Origin of the sequence: Lachnoclostridium sp. An169 (assembly GCF_002160525.1) — a bacterium.
GTDB lineage: Bacteria > Bacillota > Clostridia > Lachnospirales > Lachnospiraceae > Mediterraneibacter > Mediterraneibacter cottocaccae.
In genome coordinates this window covers 230,224-246,582 of the sequence record NZ_NFKT01000003.1, presented here as the reverse complement: position 1 = coordinate 246,582, position 16,359 = coordinate 230,224, and the positions used below count along the sequence as shown (strand labels likewise).

The following is a 16,359-nucleotide window of genomic DNA, read 5'->3' as shown; positions in this document are numbered from 1 at the left end:
TTTTACAGATACCCCTTGTCCACTCCGGATCATATTTCCGTTTCAAACATAAGCCCTGACATATTTAAACAGAAACTTTTTCCATTTTCCGAGGCTTCCGTAAATGCATTCTCTGCCCGTATGCAGATCTCACGCACCACAGCCGTCTCATGGGCTGTAGTTTCATTCATACTGTAAGCCGCGCGGCTGACGATCTCCTGCAGCATTTCCGCTTCCTGTCTGCGTATGTCAGGCACAGCTGCCGCTAACGCCTCCGGAAAATCCGGCTCCCCGCCTGTATACCCATCCAGAGTTCCCGCATAATGCATCATCTCCAGAAGCAGTGCAAAGATCTGCCGGCATCCCGCCTTTTCCATTCTGCAGGCTCTTCTTATCCTGCGGCAGGATAGGATCAGCGGGAGCAGACACAGGCCCTCAAGCACGGCAGCACCCAGCAGCAGAAACATGTTCTGGAGATCTTCCGTCCCGAACTGCTTCCCTTGCCCCTGCACCGGCTGTCTTGTCCGGATCTCTGCATTCTGCTCTTCCTGATCATCATTTCCGGTGTCCATATTCAGGCTGAGACTGCCGAGCGCGCTGCTCAGAGTATCGGAATCGAATCCCGGATAAAATGCACGGACCGTTCCGTCTTCCGCAGGAGTCACATCCACAGGAGTCCATCCGTAATCTTCAAGAAAGATCTCCGTCCAGGCATGTGCAGACTCATCTGTCACTACTGCCCTCCATGTTCCATCCTCCTGCTGTTCGAAATCATCCGGCAGGAGCATATAGCCGGCCGCATAGCGGGCAGGTATTCCATAGAGCCGGTAGATCAGCGTCGCCGCGGATGCATAATGGACACAGTATCCCTCATGATTTTCAAAAAGGAAATATTCCACGATATCCTCGTTAAGAGGAGCATTTCCCGGAGTAAGCGTATAAGACGCAGAATTTTCCAGGACAGAGGTGATAAACGCAGTGACTTCCTCCGTTCCCTCCAGAGGGTTCTCCCTGCACAGTCTGCTCAGTCTCGGAAGAAGGTCCTCCGGCACACCGGTATATGCGGTCTGTATCACCGATTCATATGATCTCAGGATAGCCAGATACCAGCCTGCGGCTCTTCCGAATGTATCAGCCACTGTATCCCAGTCCACATCCATATCCGCTCTCTCAAAATAATCGAATCCATACCATTCCGGCCCCAGATCGATCTGTCTGTTCCAACGGCAGTAATATGACAAGAAGGAGGAGGAACACGGCCTTTCTCATACGCGTCCCTCCCCCATCATTGGTTTTCCGATCCGGTCAACGATCTCATCAAGGACCTGACTCTTCGGGATCCTCTCCATAACGGCAGCCGCATTCAGCATGATCCGGTGGGAAACCACATATGGAAACTGACTGCTCACATCACCGGGCATCACATAATCCCTGCCTGCAAGCCATGCAGCCGCCTTTGACATCCTGACCAGCGCGATCGTAGCTCTCGGACTTGCCCCGCGTTCCACATAGGGGTGCGTTCTGGTAGCTGTTACAAGTTCTACCAGGTAGCGGTACAGTTCCTCTTTCATATATACTTCATGGATTCTGCTCCGGATCCGGCAGAGCATTTCTCTGGTCATGACCCGGCTGACCTGCTCAGCCCTGCCTCTTGCCCCTGCTGATTTTGCCATTTCAAGTTCGCTCTCAAAATCAGGATACCCTATCGTCATACTGATCATAAAACGATCTACCTGAGCTTCCGGCAGATACTGCGTCCCCGTACTTCCGGACGGATTCTGTGTGGCGATCACCAGAAACGGCTCCGGTACTTCTCTCGTCACCCCGTCCACGGTCACCCTGCGTTCCTCCATGACTTCCAGAAGTGCAGACTGTGTTTTCGGAGATGTACGGTTGATCTCATCTGCGAGGAGCAGATTGCAGAAAACACTGCCCTGCTGGTAAACAAACTTCTCCTCTTCTCTCCGATAGATTGAAAACCCCGTCAGATCCGAAGGCAGAACATCCGGCGTAAACTGGATCCTTCGATATTCCAGTTCCATGGTCTTTGAAAATGCCACTGCCATGGTCGTTTTTCCCACTCCGGGAATATCCTCCAGCAGAATGTGCCCGTCGGCCAGAAACGCCGTCATGATCTCACGGATCTCGTTTTCTTTTCCCAGTATGACCCTGTTTACCTGCTCCATGACCGCCGAAGCCGCCTCACTCTCCCTGTCCATGTGTTCCGCCTCCTTTCCATAGAGAAAACGCGCCGATAACCTCTGCATTTTAATCTTTATTATAAAGGAAAGTTCCCTAAAAGGGAACTTCCACTTGGTTTTTCTCTATTAACCCGCCGGTTATAACGTCACTCTGTCCTCAGCGCCGTCACCGGATCGCTCTTAGCCGCCTTTCTGGACGGGAGCAGACCTCCGACCAGAGTCAGGATCACACTGAGCAGGATCAGGATCACAGCATACGGCACCGGAAGGACGGCATTAATGTCGTTTGTGTCCGCCAGATGATGGATCAGCGCATTTCCCGGGATCAGTAGCAGCAGTGTGATCCCGATTCCCAGAAGTCCGGCACACAGCCCGATGATAAAGGTCTCCGCGTTAAACACTTCTGAGATATTCCCTTTGGACGCCCCTATAGCCCGAAGGATTCCGATCTCTTTCTTTCTCTCCAGAACACTGATATAAGTGATGACACCGATCATGATCGATGACACCACAAGCGAGATGGCCACAAAAGCGATGAGCACATAGCTTATGATATCGATAATATCCGTCACCGAGGACATCAGAGTCCCGACAGTATCCGTGTAGGTGATCACCTGCTCCTCTCTGCCTTCTGATTCCATGCGCGCATTATAATCATCCAGGATGTCAAGCACATACTCCTTGCTCTCAAAATCCTTCGGGTAGATATCGATCCCGCTCGGCACTGCAAAATCTACATACCCCAGTGACTGAAGGTTGCTGTCATATGTAGAATTTTCTCTCGCGCTGAGCGACATCATAAGCTGGGTAAACTCATCCCCGGTCATGTTCATGGTAAATGCCCCCAGAAAAGCATCCGGGTCAATGCTGAGCGCATCCTGGATGCCTGCCCCGATCTCTCCCGCCGCATCCGTCATCGCGGCCTCGATACCGGAAGAGATCTGGCCCATCACCTGGGTCATGGCAGATGTTACCTGGGTCTGGATAGCTGTCCCAACCGCCTGCCCGTAAGAGGAAAGCACATCCTGCATATAATTCTGCAGGGATCCGGAGATCTGCTCCTGTATATAGTCCATATTCACCATGCCGGAAAGCGCCCCTGTCAGCCGGGACTGTGCATCATCTGTTCCCAGATAATCAATAAAATACCCGCCCATCTTCGACGGGTCCGGCAGACCGTTGGCCGATGCATAGCTCTGATATCCCGCCGCCAGCTCTCTGGCCAGTTTATCAAGCTGTTCTGCCGTCACGGCCACATTTTCGATACTGTCCCGGAAAATACTGTCCGCCCACTGCTGCAGCACCTGCTGTGCCTGGGAGGTCTGCAGATACTCCAGAAGATACTCGTCGAACCGGTCCGGATCCGTATAGCCGTTCTCTGAGGCAAACTGCTGATAACCTGACATCACATTTTTAACCAGTTCCTCCAGTTCATCTGCCGATACGGCGATCCCTCCGCCGGCCTCTATGATCTCCCGTATGTTATCTGTAAGGATCGTTTTTGCCTCGTCGGTCCTGAGGTAATTCATGACCGCGTCACCCAGTCCGGAATAATCTGCCTGCGGGTTCTCCTTCGCGTACTCCTGGTAACCTTCAAGGAGTCCCGACGCCAGACTGCTGAGCTGGTCTGCCGTGATGGTGACTTCCAGGCCGTCCAGGAAGTCGCTGAGACTGAGCTGCGGCATATCCGGCATGCTGATCTGAATGTCTTCCAGATCGATCATACCGGACAGATCCAGGCTCCCGGGATCCGGACTCATGGAGTCTGAGAAGTTCAGCCCCGCCATGGCCTCTGTCAGCACGCTCTCGTCGAACCGGAAGGCATTCTGCAGAGCCTCCGCATCGATAGTGAACAGGGAATTCATATCAAAACCTTCTGAAGTGTCCTCTGCCCCGAAGGCCTCGCCTGTAAATACATTAACGTCAGGATCTGCCAGCTGCGCCTTGACGATCTCCGAATCCGCAGCCTCCCCGGCCACATGCTCTGTCAGGGAAGGCAGGTAGCCGATGCCGGTGGAAAGGAGAGCCCCATTGGCGTCTTCCGAGGGCTGGACAACACCCACGATCTCTATATCTTCTCCCGCTGCCACCAGATTTTCCATATATTCCTCATTTTCCGAACGGTCTGTCCAGACCCCGTATTCACTGTCATATTCATAACAGTCCGCACTGTTCACCAGTTTAAAGCTGATACCGATAAAATCTTCATAAGAATAGGACCCCATATTTCCCGGCGTCTCGATCGTCTCCTCATTGGCAAACTGCCGGATCATCTCATCCAGTTCTGTACTGTCTCTCAGTCCCAGGGTATAGAGCATAAAGTCACTGATGTTGCCGCCGGATGTAAGTACGAGCACACACTCGTTATATTTTTCCGGCCACCGCCCCGCCTTCACGTCATACTGATCTGCATAAAGCTCTTCATTTTCCGGCATTTCATAGAACACATCCGTGCTCATCATGGAGGACATCATACTGTTGCCCCCGGATGACGATCCGAATCCAAGGGAATCAAAAGACTCATCCGGGTTCACTTTCCGGATCCTGTCATCGTCCTGACGATAGATCAGCGGCGTAACATTATAAGAGTATTCGACCGCGTTCGTATATTCCTCGATTCCGCTCTCCCCGCTGTCCAGGTAACTCTTGAGCGACTCCAGGTCATTGGAGTTCATCGTGGAAAACATATCCGAGACCATCTCGATAACATCCACTTCCGCCGGTTCATCCTCAACTATGGCATCTCCTCCCCCCAGCATGGAGGTAAGGTCCACTCCGGTACTCTGGATCTGCAGGGGATATTCGGAAAGTGTCTCCTCCTCCACAGACGCGATATAGTCGTTTACTCCTGTGGAGAGCGCAAGGATCAGGGCGATTCCGATGATTCCGATGGAACCGGCAAATGCCGTCAGCAGTGTCCTGGCTTTTTTTGTCCGAAGGTTATTAAAGCTTAAAGACAGTGCAGTAAGAAACGACATGGAAGATTTCCCCATATTTTTATGGGCGGGCTCTGCCAGAGCCGCCTCATCCACCACATACGGATCCGAGTCCGAGCGGATCTTTCCATCCCGCAGGCGGACGATCCTTGTCGCATACTGCTCAGCCAGTTCGGGATTGTGGGTCACCATCACCACGAGACGGTCCTTCGCCACCTCCCGCAGCAGATCCATGACCTGCACGCTCGTATCACTGTCAAGAGCACCCGTAGGTTCATCGGCCAGAAGGATATCCGGGTCATTTACGAGCGCCCGCGCGATCGCCACTCTCTGCATCTGTCCTCCTGACATCTGGTTAGGCTTCTTATGGAGCTGTTCCCCGAGTCCCACCTGCTCAAGAGCACGCTTTGCCCGCTCTCTTCGCTCTGCTTTACCGATCCCCGATATGGTAAGCGCCAGTTCCACATTGGCCAGCACCGTCTGGTGGGGGATCAGGTTATAGCTCTGAAATACAAAGCCGATGGTATGGTTCCGGTAGGAATCCCAGTCCCGGTCTTTATACTGTTTTGTTGAAATGCTGTTGATGATCAGATCTCCGCTGTCATACCGGTCCAGTCCGCCGATGATGTTGAGCAGGGTCGTCTTTCCGGAACCGCTGGGGCCTAAGATCGCCACAAATTCATTGTCCCTTAAGTTCAGACTCACATCGTCAAGTGCTTTCTGCACAAGCTTTCCTGTCCGGTATTCCTTGCAGATATGTTGTATCTGAAGCATAAAATATTACTCTTCCTTTCCGCTGCTTTTCCTGTGATATTTTCGACATGATACAGTATAGGTGATTTTTTCTATGTACACAACCCTTTTAATTATAAACAATTTATAAAGAAAGGATTTCTTTCTCATTCATAATATGGTACGATGGATTACAGCCTATTAACCAGAAGAGGGACTATTATGAACAGCGTATACTTTATCCGTGAAGACCGGGATTTTACCCGGACGGAACAGAAGATCATCAATTTTATTATAGAAAATCCGGAATCCTTCATTCATATGACCATCGGAGAAGTCGCACGGCACATCGGCACGTCCGATCCCACCATCTCACGTTTTGCCCGCCACTGCGGATATGATGATTTCAAAGGTCTGAAAAATTCTGTCTTTGAGCATATCAGCGAAGAAGGCGACCACTCTCCCGCCGGCAAACTGATCTCCACCATCGGGAAGCTGAACTCTGCCGCAGAGGAAGGCGCGCCGGGCACACCGGAAAACTTCCTGCGCCACCAGCAGTTCTGCATTGAGAAGACCCTTTCTTTTCTTAATCCTGCCGTTCTGGAACAGGCCGTGTCAGCTATCATCAATGCCGATACCATCTATCTGTACGCAAAAGGAGCCGCGCTCTCCATGGCGCAGCTCCTCGACTTCCGGCTCCGCCGCTTCGGGATACGCACAGTGATCCTTCCGCCCGGCAGTTCCGAACTTTTTGAATATATGAATCTTTTTACGAAACGGGATCTGGTCATCCTCTTCGGCTTCCAGAAAACGCCCCGTGAGGCGGAAGTTCTCCTGAAATACCAGTCGGAAACCGGTTTTCCGTGCATCTTCTTTACAAGCAGGCTCTACCACTCCTTCAGCAGCGCCTCGGACATCATCACCCTGTATGTCTACCGCGGAGAGCCCTCGGACTACCACTCCATGGCTGCCCCGGCCGCCCTCCTCGACGCCCTGGTCGTCATGATCGGCGCCAAACTGGAAAACTCCGGAGAGAATCTGGACCGGCTCTATCAGCTCAAGGAGCACTACAGGGAAGATATCCCGAGATAGCGTCCCGCGCTCAGAAGTACCGGAGGCATCGGCACTCCGGTACTTTTGCAGACAGCTGCCTATATCTCTGCGCCTCTGAGGAGGACGGACACATAGTCTCCTCCCAGGGCGTGGATCTCTTTGAGGGATCGTTTGAGGATCCCGGCAGTCTCCACCTGAAAACTCAGATAGTCTGATTCCGCGATCTGATATGCTCCTTTTCTGACCTCGCCGTACAGATCTTCCACCTTATTTACCGTACGCTCAAATATGTTGCAGACACATCCGTACTGGAAGGACTGGTGGGTGTCGCTCCCCGCCACCAGGGGGAGGTTCAGTTTTTTCGAGAGTGCTTTCATCTTCTCCCAGGTACCTGCTCTGTCTTTCGCCAGGTCCTTCCCGTTGATATCCAGAAACATAAAGCGCGCAAGCATCTCCTCCGGGAGTTCCGGGATATGTCCGCCCTCCCGGTAGGGGTGTGCGGCCCCGAAGAGCACCGGATATTCCCCCGCCATCTTCGACCATTCGGCAAAAGGCAGGAAATTTCCCGGTATCTTATGTGGTTCCAGTCTGCGGTTCATCTCCAGGATACATTCCAGAGGTCCGATCACCAGGGTATGTCCGCCCTCGGCGATGTCCACTTCCATCCCCGGAAAGATCCTGAATCCGTTCTCCGTCACAAGACTGTCTCCATCTCTTGTGCTCCGTCTGGCGATATAGCGGTATACCTCATCGAATCCCAGAGTGTTAAAATGCTCGGTCAGACACAGGGCGTCGAGCCCCGCCCGGGACGCCTCCCGGAACAGCCAGTCCGTATATTCTTTTGAAAACGGCAGTTTTTTTGCCAGTTTTGCGTGTGTGTGAATATCGATCTTCAACAGTTTTCCATCCTCTCTATATTACATTTGACAGTCCCGCGGACAAAATAAAACTGACTGCCACCCATACCGCGGAAACGCAGACAAAAATCACATCATTCCTCGTGACTTTCAGCATGGCAAGCTTCATCCGCTTCACCGCAGGGTTCTGCAGGGAATAGCGGTATCCCCTGAGTTCCAGGGCCTCCACGGTTGTCCTGGAGCGCTTCGCCGTGTTGAGCATCAATGGGTAGAAGGACTGGATGATCAGTTTGATCTGGTATCCCAGATAGCGGATCTTCCCGAAAAACGTGCTCTTATCCGGCGGATTTCCCCTCATCCGGTAGGACAGAAGGATGTTCTGGAACTCTTCCATCAGGACCGGGAGGATCCGGTAGGCGAAAGAGATGGAAAAGGAAAGCTGTCCCGGGCAGCCGTACCACAAAAGCCCGCTGGCCAGACGGTCCGGATCCAGTCCGGAGAACACCGTGATGGAAGCCAGGGATACCACTGCGACTTTCAGCGTCATCACAAGAAGGGGAACGATGGTCCCGGTATTCCCTCCGAAGAAGAGCGCTGCGATAAACAGGTATCCGGTCTGGGTGAACACGCCCACGCAGAACAGGACAAGGACAAGGGGCGCGATCCTGGCTGCTCTCGTTGTCATCACCACAAAGAGGAAGAAGCACAGGAGCAGAACAAGGTCGTTCATGAACCAGGGCACCAGTCCGAAGAAGAGATACCAGACCAGGAGGATCCTCGGATCCAGTCCGGCGATCACGGTATCATCGTTTCCGTATGCATTTTTCAGAACCTGGTTTCTCAAGAAATCAATGGAGATCTTATCCAGAATATTTTCTGTCAGTTTATGCATTTTGACCACCTCCGAAACATCCGATGAATTCATCGATCGTAAAGCAGGGCTTTAATATTCCCAGTTCCCGGCCCATGTCGTAGATCTCCGGGGGACGGATCCCCACCTGAGAGCGCACGTACATATCCGCAAAGATCTGCTCCTTCGGCCCGTCCGCGATCACATAGCCGGAGGAGAGCACGATGATGCGCTCCGCCCAGTCGCACACGAGCTGCATGTCATGGGTCGCGATCACCACGGTGTCCGTGATGCCCTTGAGCATCTGCAGGGTCTTCATGATCTCCCGTCTTGTGGCGATATCCAGATTCGCCGTGGGCTCGTCCAGGAGAAGCATCTCCGGATTCAGGGCAATGCCGATGGCCAGGGAGGCCCGGCGCATCTGCCCTCCTGAGAGGAGACGGCCGTCCCGGTCCGCCAGATCAGTGAGGCGGAACATTTCCAGAAGTTCATCCGTGCGCTTTTCGTAGTTTTCCACCTTCCGCACTTTCATGGCATACTCCACGTCCCTGCGGATGGAATCCATGATAAACATCTCCTCCGGGTTCTGATATACCATGGAGATGGTCTTTCCCAGTTCTTCTTTTGAAATGCTCCCGGTCTCTTTCCCGCGTATCGTTACCCTTCCGACACCGGGACGGATCAGCCCCATCATCAGTTTGAGCATGGTGGATTTCCCCGCACCGTTGGAGCCGATCAGAGCGATCTTTTCCCCTTTGCGGATCTCCAGGGAGAAGTTGTCGAAGATCTTGGGCGGCTCGCCTTTTACCGCCCGGTAGGTCACGGTCACATTGTCAAAGGAGACCAGTTTTCCGCCATTTTCCAGTTTCCGCTCTGATGCCCGACTTTCTGCCGTCTCTCTTCTGAAGGGACCGGTCTCTTTCAGATAAGGGGCAAACACCTTTTTCCCGTCTTCGATGTCAACCGGAAGCACCACAGACTCCGGCAGAATCCCCGCCCGCTTCATCTGCAGGGCGGCCCTTGTCACCTGGGGCGGAAAGATATTGCTCTCCAGAAGTTCATCCACCCGACGGAGCCCCTCCTTCGCCGAGAGTTTCCACTTCACGCCCCCGTCCTTCATAAGAAGGACGTTTTTGCAGTATTTCGCAATATATCCGGTGTGATGCTCGATGACGATGACCGTCTTGTGATATTTCTCATTCAGCTCCTTTAAGATATCGTAGATCCGGCCCGCATGCATGGGGTCGAGCTGTGCGATGGGCTCGTCCAGGATCAGAATGTCCGGACTAAGAGCCGCGGTTCCTGCCAGCGCCAGGAGATGCTTCTGGCCTCCGGAGAGCTGCCACACATAGTCTCCCACCTTTGAGGCGAGTCCGCATATTTCCAGAGCCTCTCTCCCTTTTTCTTCATAATCCTCCATCGCATAGTTCAGGCAGGCATAGGAAGCGTCCTCCAGAACCGTAGGACAGACGATCTGATTTTCAAAATCCTGATACACATATCCGACCTTTTTCGCCAGAGTCCCGATCTCCTGCTCTTTCGTACTCACTCCTTCGATCCTCACTTCCCCCTCCATATCTCCCAGGATAAAGTGGGGGATCAGACCGTTGAGGGTCTTACACAAAGTGGATTTCCCACAGCCGTTGTTTCCGACGACTGCCAGGAAATCCCCCTCCTCGATCTCAAGTGATACATTTTTCAGAATCGGTTCTTTTGCGCCCGGATAAGTAAATGTAAGGTTCTTTATCTCTACTGCGCTCACTTCACATTACCTCTGCCCTGCTTCATTTCTCTGTGCCGCCCTGCTGCGGATCACGCCGATCACGATCAGGGATACCACGGCCGCGATGATAATGGCAATGATGATATTTGCCGTGCTTCCTGCCCATGCTGCCTCCCAGTCGATCAGCTCATATCCTCCGGAGGCGAGAAGCTCCGCTGCGATCGCTGCCGCAAAGGCTGCTATACAGATCAGGATCGTCTTTGCCGGAAGCACGCCGCCTGCAAGTGAAGTCTTCTCATCCCTTGGTTTCATGCCAAGAAGAGGCTCGATCTTTCCGTACAGCTTCGGCACCAGGAACATGGTCGGCAGCATACAGAAGAGGATACCGGAGAAAAGGATGTCGTTGAGACAGGCGAATCCTTCTGTGAAAAACACACTCTCCGGAAGTCCCGGAACAGCCTCGAACTCTTCCACTGCAAACTGTACTTTCAGAATGTCAACAGCGCATCCCATCAGCTGCTGCACTGTAACGCCGAGGATGGATGCAAATGCCACCATGCCTCTCTTCTGCGGGTTTCTCACGATCCTTCCCGCGATAAACACACCGATCGTAACCGTGATGAACTTCTCCAGCTCTCCCAGGCCGCCAAACTGTCCCAGCATGATCTCGCTGAATACCAGTTCACCGGTTGCCGCTCCGAGCGCTGCGGACAGCGGGTCAAAAAGCATGGCCAGGGTCAGCGGTATGAACAGAAAATACTCCACGGAAAACTCCACGATGCCCACCTGAAATGACGGGATCAGCTCCGTGAAAAGTGTCGCAAGCCCGTAAAGTGTCATGGATAATACAAATACCATCAGTTTCTGTGACTGTGTGATCTTGTTTTGCGGATTCATAATAATCTCCTCCATAAAATAAATCTCTCATTTACATTTTCTCTGTCGTTTCCGACTGAAATTATTATAATCCACTGTTTTCCCTTTTTATATCACAGAGCAATAAAATGTAAGTAAAATTTACGTTAAGTCGATTTATGTAAATTATTTTTCATTTTCGTCATATTTCCGCACAGATCCTGCGGAGTTCCTCCAGAAATTTTCCCACAGTCCTGGAATAAGGCTGAAATTTTTTCCACACAAGGACAGATGAAAGTGACAGCTCCGGATACAAAGGACGGAACACAAGCTTTTCCTCCTGAAGATGATCCATGGCCCCCTCCACTGTCAGAAAACAGAGCCTTCCCGGATCTGCGCTCACCTGGGCATTGGTGATGATATTGCATGTACCGAACACATCGAGACTGTCCAGTTCTTTCCCCAGCCAGTGAGCGATCTCCTTCTGTACGGAAAGGCGGCTCGGCGTGAGCAGCGGTACTCCTTTGAGATCTTCCCTGCAGATCTTTTCCTTTTCCGCGAGAGGGTTCTCCCCGCTCATAAACAGCCCCCACCGCTCCTGCACAGGAATACGGATAAAGTCATACTTTTCGATATCGACAGGTTCCATGAGCAGTCCCAGATCACACACCCCCTTGTTTAACTGTTCCAGGATATAATCAGAGGTATTGCAGTAGATCTCATACATGACGCCCGGATATTTCCGGCGGAACCGCATCATTGCCTGTCCCAGGATCTCCGAAGACTTCAGCGCTCCCTCACCGATCACGATCTTTCCGCTGATCTCATCCGGTTCCGCAAATTCGCTCTCGATCTTATCCATCAGTTCAGACACTTCCTCCGCCCTTCTTCGCAGCATCAGCCCCGCGTCGGTCAGGGAAAGTCGTTTTCCCCTCACAAAAAGTTTTGTCCCCAGTTCTTCCTCGAGCCGGGCGATCTGCCGGCTTAAGGTAGGCTGAGTGATATGGAGCACCTCCGCCGCCCTCGAAATGTTTTCCTCTCTGACCACCGCCAGAAAATATCTTAAGACCCGTATATCCATCTGTCCACCTGATCCTTTTCCTCACGCTTTTCCGTCGTTTTCACCATTCCCGGCATTTTTCTCCCGCTGACACTGTGCAAGTATATCGCGTACCTGTTCCACCGCCTGTCCCGTTCCTGCCAGGATGGAACAGGGTACGTCCAGCGTGATCCCGCTTCCGTCCATCTGGCCGATCTTTCCTCCCGCCTCCTCGATGATCACAGACGCCGCCGCGTAATCATAGGGCTGAAGCTTCATCTCCACGTACACCACACTGGAACCGGATGCTGTACGGCACAGATCTAAAGCCGCAGAGCCTCCGCTCCGGACAGCCAGACAGCGATGAAACATCTTCTCCACCGTATCAAAGAGCATTCCTGTGTCCGATTCATTGTAGCGGGCGCATCCAAATGAAGCGATCCCCTCTTCCAGAGGCAGATCCTGCATCCGTATCTTTTCCCCGTTCAGAAATGCCCCCTCTCCCCGTATCCCGGTAAACATCTCGTCCACATAAGGGTTGTACACCCATCCTGCTCTCATCTTTCCGCCATATGCAAGCCCGACTGAGACACAGCTGTAATTATAATGGAACATGAAATTGGTCGTTCCGTCGATAGGATCGATAAAGAAGCAGTACCCCCGGGGATTCTCTTCTCTGGTATTTCCTTCCGTCTCCTCCTCGCCGAAGAACGACGCTTCCGGCAGGACCTTATGCAGTTCCCTGATCAGGAACTTCTGGACCGCCACGTCAAAACTGGTTACGAAATTGGCGTCCCCTGCTTTGCGGCTCACCAGATCTCCCGTAAGATGTGCCTCTTTGATCTGCATCCCCGCCCGGCGGATGATATTTTCGATTTCTGTATAGTTAATGTTCTGTTCTCTCATATTTCTGTCCTTTCCCTGAATCGATCAGTTTTTTCTTTCTCCGTGTTCCGGGAATTCCCGCTGAAGGAATTTCCTTTCTTATTATAATCTTTGAAGCCTCCCGGATGCAACATGACATATTTTCCCAATTTTAAAGAAGTGTTAAGAATCTTTTCAGGACCTGTTAAGAACTATACGGCATAATAAGGTCCATCCAAAAAAGAAATACGAGGTGATGAATTATGCAGAAAAAGATTCTTAACAGCGCCCCGGGAATGAACCTTCTCGACCATCTGGAAAGGACGGAAAAGCGCTGCGGATATAAAACTGCTGTGGACGACGGCTCCTGCCGGCTTACCTGGCACGGGCTCGCCTCTCTGTCACGGCAGATCGGGAGCGCCTTAAGCCGCCATGTCAGCCCCGGTTCTCCCGTTCCGGTCCTTATGGAAAAGAGCGCACGGACTCTGGCAGTCATGCTTGGAGCTGTCTATGCTGGGTGTTTCTATGTTCCGGTCAGTCCGGACAACCCTCCGGAACGGATCCGCAAGATCCTTGATACTCTGGATTCGCCCATCGTCGTAACAGAGGACAGCGGCAGTTCGGACTTCACATGTCCGGAAACCGGCGGGATTTCCCCAAAAGTCTTCACTCCGGAGATGCTGATGCAGGAAGAAACCGACACAGAGCGGCTTGACTCCATCCGCACCGGTATGAGCGGGCAGGATCTCCTGTACGGGATCTTCACCTCCGGTTCTACCGGGACTCCGAAAGCGGTCGTTGTAAACCATGAAGCAGCCATTCGGTTCATCGGACATTTTACGGAACTCTTCGGCATCACGGAGGATGACCGCCTCGGGAATCAGGCTCCCTTTGATTTCGACGTATCCGTAAAAGACATCTGTTCCGCAGTCATGACCGGCGCACAGCTCGTGCTGATCCCGAAGAAGCTCTTCACCACTCCGCCGGTGCTTATCGACTATCTCTGCGAGAAACAGGTGACCACACTGACGTGGGCCGTCTCCGCACTTACCCTGATCTCATCCCTGAAAGGCCTGGACTACCGTATCCCCGTCTGTGTGAAAAGGGTCCTGTTCAGCGGAGAGGCCATGCCGCCCGGACAGCTCCGTATCTGGCAGAAAGCTCTGCCTGACGCCGCCTTTGTAAATCTCTACGGTCCCACAGAGATCACGTGCAACTGTACTTACTATCCCATAGGACGGGAATTTTCCGACAATGAAAAGATCCCGGCAGGACGGCCTTTCCCCGGACGCCAGGTCTTTCTCCTTGACGAGGATGGCCGGGAGATCGTATCCCCTGCCCGGCGGGGCGAGATCTGTGTGGCAGGAGAGTCTGTCTCCTGCGGCTATTACCGGAATCCGGAAGCCACAGCGCGCAGTTTTGTCAGAAGGACAGACAGTTCCGGAAAAGAAGAACTTTTTTACCGCACGGGTGATCTGGCATATTATAACGAAAACGGGGAACTTGTCTTTGCGGGAAGGAAAGATTTTCAGATCAAGCACATGGGACGCAGGATCGAACTGGAAGAGATCGAAAGCGCCTTGAACGGCATCGATCATGTGGAAAAAAGCTGCTGTGTATTTGACCCGGACAGGAAACGGATCGTTGGATTTTACCTGGGCGATGCGGTACCTGCGGATGTGCGGAAAAGTATGAAAGAAAAGCTTCCTCTCTATATGGTCCCCTCCAGGATCATCCGCACAGAAGTAATGCCGCTCAATAAAAACGGAAAGACAGACCGAAGCTATTTTCAGCGTCAGGCATGCCTCTGATGCCATACCCTCGGAAAGGAGATGATAACACATGAGATCGGAACAACTTGAATACGCATATACCCGCTATGGTACACCGCTTTATATCTTCAATCTGGATATCCTTGCCGCAGAGACAAAACGGATCCGCGGAAGGCTCTCATCCGGCACCGGCCTTTGTTATGCCATGAAAGCAAACCCCTTCCTGACGGAAACTATGGCCGGTCTCACCGACAGGATCGAAGTGTGCTCCATGGGGGAATTCAGGATCTGCCGGGAGCTTGGGATCCCTCCGGAGAAGCTCTTTATCTCGGGCGTACTGAAAAAGAAGTCCGATATTCCCGAAATTCTGGATTACTGCCGGGATAAAAGTGCCTATACCGTGGAATCAGCCAAACAATTCCACTATTTTGCCGAATGGAGCGATGCCCATTCCGTTTCTCTCAGGCTATATCCCCGACTCACAAGCGGAAACCAGTTTGGCGTGAGCGAGAATGCCCTCGAAAACATGATCCGGGTGGGAAATATGAGCCCATACCTGAAGATCGAGGGGATCCATTATTTTTCCGGCACCCAGAAAAAAAATCCGGAGCAGTTTGAAAGAGAACTGAACTACCTGGACGGGTTTCTGCTCCGCCTGGAAAAAGACTACCAGTTCCATGCAGAACATCTCGAGTACGGTCCCGGAACCGCCGTACCGTACTTTCGCGGAAAGGAGGCACCCGCCTACACCGATGAAGGGCTTGAACGTCTTGCGGGAGCAATAGAGAACATGCGCTGGAAAGGACATGTGACCATTGAACTCGGGCGTGCTCTGGCCGCCTCCTGCGGATTCTACCTCACAGAGATCGCAGATGTAAAGCAAAACGGCAGTACAAACTACTGTATCGTCGACGGCGGGAACCATCAGATGAACTATGACGGGCAGATACGCGGGATGTATGAGCCGTGTGTGCGCCTGCTGCCGGAAGGGATCCCCGGTCCTGAAAAAAAATGGACTGTCTGCGGTGCTCTCTGTACGGTAAACGATGTTCTCTGTCATGACATCTCCCTTCAGGGAGTAAAGACCGGACGCGTCCTCGCATTTGAGAGGACCGGCGCTTATTCCTGTATGGAAGGAATGTCTCTGTTCCTGAGCCACGCACTCCCCCTCGCCGTCACCTATGACTCGGTCCGCGGATGGCGCCAGGTCAGAGAAAGGATCGACACTTATCAATTTAACATGTGCAGAAAAGGAGAAGATAAAAATGGAAAAACTGATGAATATTTTAAATGAGATAGATGACAGCATTGACTTCGCATCTGAGGAAAGACTGATCGACGACCAGCTTCTCGATTCCTTCGGGGTGATCACACTGGTCGCAGAACTGGAAGAGGCGTTTGATATCACGATCGAAGCCTCCGAGATGGTGCCGGAGAACTTCAACTCCGCCGCTGCCATGTGGAAGATGGTCACCCGCCTTCAGCAGGAGAACTGATC

Annotated in this window: 13 protein-coding genes; 4 read left to right on the top strand and 9 right to left on the bottom strand. The window is 52.4% G+C overall.

The window, feature by feature from the left end; genetic code table 11:
- Nucleotides 1-29 precede the first annotated feature (29 nt).
- The 3 genes from B5F07_RS04030 to B5F07_RS04020 all read right to left on the bottom strand — a co-directional run bounded on the left by B5F07_RS04030 (nucleotide 30) and on the right by B5F07_RS04020 (nucleotide 5,890).
- Nucleotides 30-1,220: a transglutaminase-like domain-containing protein gene (locus B5F07_RS04030; RefSeq protein ID WP_087159986.1), complete on the bottom strand. Its 1,191-nt coding sequence runs from the start codon at nucleotides 1,218-1,220 to the stop codon at nucleotides 30-32.
- Between the two features lie 24 nt (nucleotides 1,221-1,244).
- Entirely contained in the window at nucleotides 1,245-2,198 is a 954-nt protein-coding gene (locus B5F07_RS04025) for an AAA family ATPase (RefSeq protein ID WP_087159985.1), read from the bottom strand.
- A 128-nt stretch (nucleotides 2,199-2,326) separates the two neighbouring features.
- Nucleotides 2,327-5,890 carry an ABC transporter ATP-binding protein/permease gene (locus B5F07_RS04020; RefSeq protein ID WP_087159984.1) on the bottom strand — a complete coding sequence of 1,188 codons (3,564 nt, stop codon included), beginning with the start codon at nucleotides 5,888-5,890 and terminating at the stop codon, nucleotides 2,327-2,329.
- A 180-nt stretch (nucleotides 5,891-6,070) separates the two neighbouring features.
- Here B5F07_RS04020 and B5F07_RS04015 point away from each other — a divergent pair, with 180 nt between their 5' ends.
- Entirely contained in the window at nucleotides 6,071-6,940 is an 870-nt protein-coding gene (locus B5F07_RS04015; RefSeq protein WP_162613048.1) for a MurR/RpiR family transcriptional regulator, read from the top strand.
- A gap of 59 nt (nucleotides 6,941-6,999) precedes the next feature.
- Here B5F07_RS04015 and B5F07_RS04010 read toward each other — a convergent pair whose 3' ends face one another.
- The 6 genes from B5F07_RS04010 to B5F07_RS03985 form a co-directional block, all read right to left on the bottom strand.
- Nucleotides 7,000-7,797 (bottom strand): PHP-associated domain-containing protein, encoded by a 798-nt coding sequence (locus tag B5F07_RS04010; protein ID WP_087159982.1) that lies wholly within the window; start codon nucleotides 7,795-7,797, stop codon nucleotides 7,000-7,002.
- 16 nt (nucleotides 7,798-7,813) lie between these two features.
- Complete coding sequence (locus tag B5F07_RS04005) at nucleotides 7,814-8,650, bottom strand: energy-coupling factor transporter transmembrane component T family protein (RefSeq protein ID WP_242972422.1); 837 nt, start codon at nucleotides 8,648-8,650, stop codon at nucleotides 7,814-7,816.
- Nucleotides 8,643-10,370, bottom strand: a complete 1,728-nt coding sequence (locus tag B5F07_RS04000) for an ABC transporter ATP-binding protein (RefSeq protein WP_087159980.1) — start codon at nucleotides 10,368-10,370, stop codon at nucleotides 8,643-8,645. Before B5F07_RS04000 ends, B5F07_RS04005 begins: the two co-directional genes overlap by 8 nt.
- 6 nt (nucleotides 10,371-10,376) lie before the next feature.
- Nucleotides 10,377-11,228, bottom strand: a complete 852-nt coding sequence (locus B5F07_RS03995; RefSeq protein ID WP_087160027.1) for a cell division protein FtsQ — start codon at nucleotides 11,226-11,228, stop codon at nucleotides 10,377-10,379.
- Between the two features lie 160 nt (nucleotides 11,229-11,388).
- Nucleotides 11,389-12,267, bottom strand: coding sequence for a LysR family transcriptional regulator (locus B5F07_RS03990; protein ID WP_087159979.1), 879 nt, complete (start codon nucleotides 12,265-12,267; stop codon nucleotides 11,389-11,391).
- Between the two features lie 21 nt (nucleotides 12,268-12,288).
- The gene (locus tag B5F07_RS03985; RefSeq protein WP_087159978.1) at nucleotides 12,289-13,131 is read right to left on the bottom strand and encodes an inositol monophosphatase family protein; all 843 of its coding nucleotides are present in this window, start codon (nucleotides 13,129-13,131) and stop codon (nucleotides 12,289-12,291) included.
- 221 nt (nucleotides 13,132-13,352) lie between these two features.
- Between B5F07_RS03985 and B5F07_RS03980 the strand changes: the two genes are divergently transcribed.
- From B5F07_RS03980 to B5F07_RS03970, 3 genes are read left to right on the top strand one after another with little or no spacing between them, the layout of a single operon-like run.
- Nucleotides 13,353-14,900 (top strand): amino acid adenylation domain-containing protein, encoded by a 1,548-nt coding sequence (locus B5F07_RS03980; RefSeq protein WP_242972421.1) that lies wholly within the window; start codon nucleotides 13,353-13,355, stop codon nucleotides 14,898-14,900.
- A gap of 31 nt (nucleotides 14,901-14,931) precedes the next feature.
- Entirely contained in the window at nucleotides 14,932-16,155 is a 1,224-nt protein-coding gene (locus B5F07_RS03975) for a diaminopimelate decarboxylase family protein (protein ID WP_087159977.1), read from the top strand.
- Nucleotides 16,127-16,357, top strand: coding sequence for a phosphopantetheine-binding protein (locus B5F07_RS03970; protein WP_087159976.1), 231 nt, complete (start codon nucleotides 16,127-16,129; stop codon nucleotides 16,355-16,357). Before B5F07_RS03975 ends, B5F07_RS03970 begins: the two co-directional genes overlap by 29 nt.
- Nucleotides 16,358-16,359: the final 2 nt, after the last annotated feature.

Excerpts from the sequence above, each read along its gene's own strand:
- B5F07_RS04020 (WP_087159984.1), bottom strand. The coding sequence starts at position 5,890 with ATGCTTCAGATACAACATATCTGCAAGGAATACCGGACAGGAAAGCTT.
- B5F07_RS03975 (WP_087159977.1), top strand. The coding sequence starts at position 14,932 with ATGAGATCGGAACAACTTGAATACGCATATACCCGCTATGGTACACCG.
- B5F07_RS04025 (WP_087159985.1), bottom strand. The coding sequence starts at position 2,198 with ATGGACAGGGAGAGTGAGGCGGCTTCGGCGGTCATGGAGCAGGTAAAC.
- B5F07_RS03980 (WP_242972421.1), top strand. The coding sequence starts at position 13,353 with ATGCAGAAAAAGATTCTTAACAGCGCCCCGGGAATGAACCTTCTCGAC.
- B5F07_RS04015 (WP_162613048.1), top strand. The coding sequence starts at position 6,071 with ATGAACAGCGTATACTTTATCCGTGAAGACCGGGATTTTACCCGGACG.
- B5F07_RS03985 (WP_087159978.1), bottom strand. The coding sequence starts at position 13,131 with ATGAGAGAACAGAACATTAACTATACAGAAATCGAAAATATCATCCGC.
- B5F07_RS04005 (WP_242972422.1), bottom strand. The coding sequence starts at position 8,650 with ATGCATAAACTGACAGAAAATATTCTGGATAAGATCTCCATTGATTTC.
- B5F07_RS03990 (WP_087159979.1), bottom strand. The coding sequence starts at position 12,267 with ATGGATATACGGGTCTTAAGATATTTTCTGGCGGTGGTCAGAGAGGAA.
- B5F07_RS03970 (WP_087159976.1), top strand. The coding sequence starts at position 16,127 with ATGGAAAAACTGATGAATATTTTAAATGAGATAGATGACAGCATTGAC.
- B5F07_RS03995 (WP_087160027.1), bottom strand. The coding sequence starts at position 11,228 with ATGAATCCGCAAAACAAGATCACACAGTCACAGAAACTGATGGTATTT.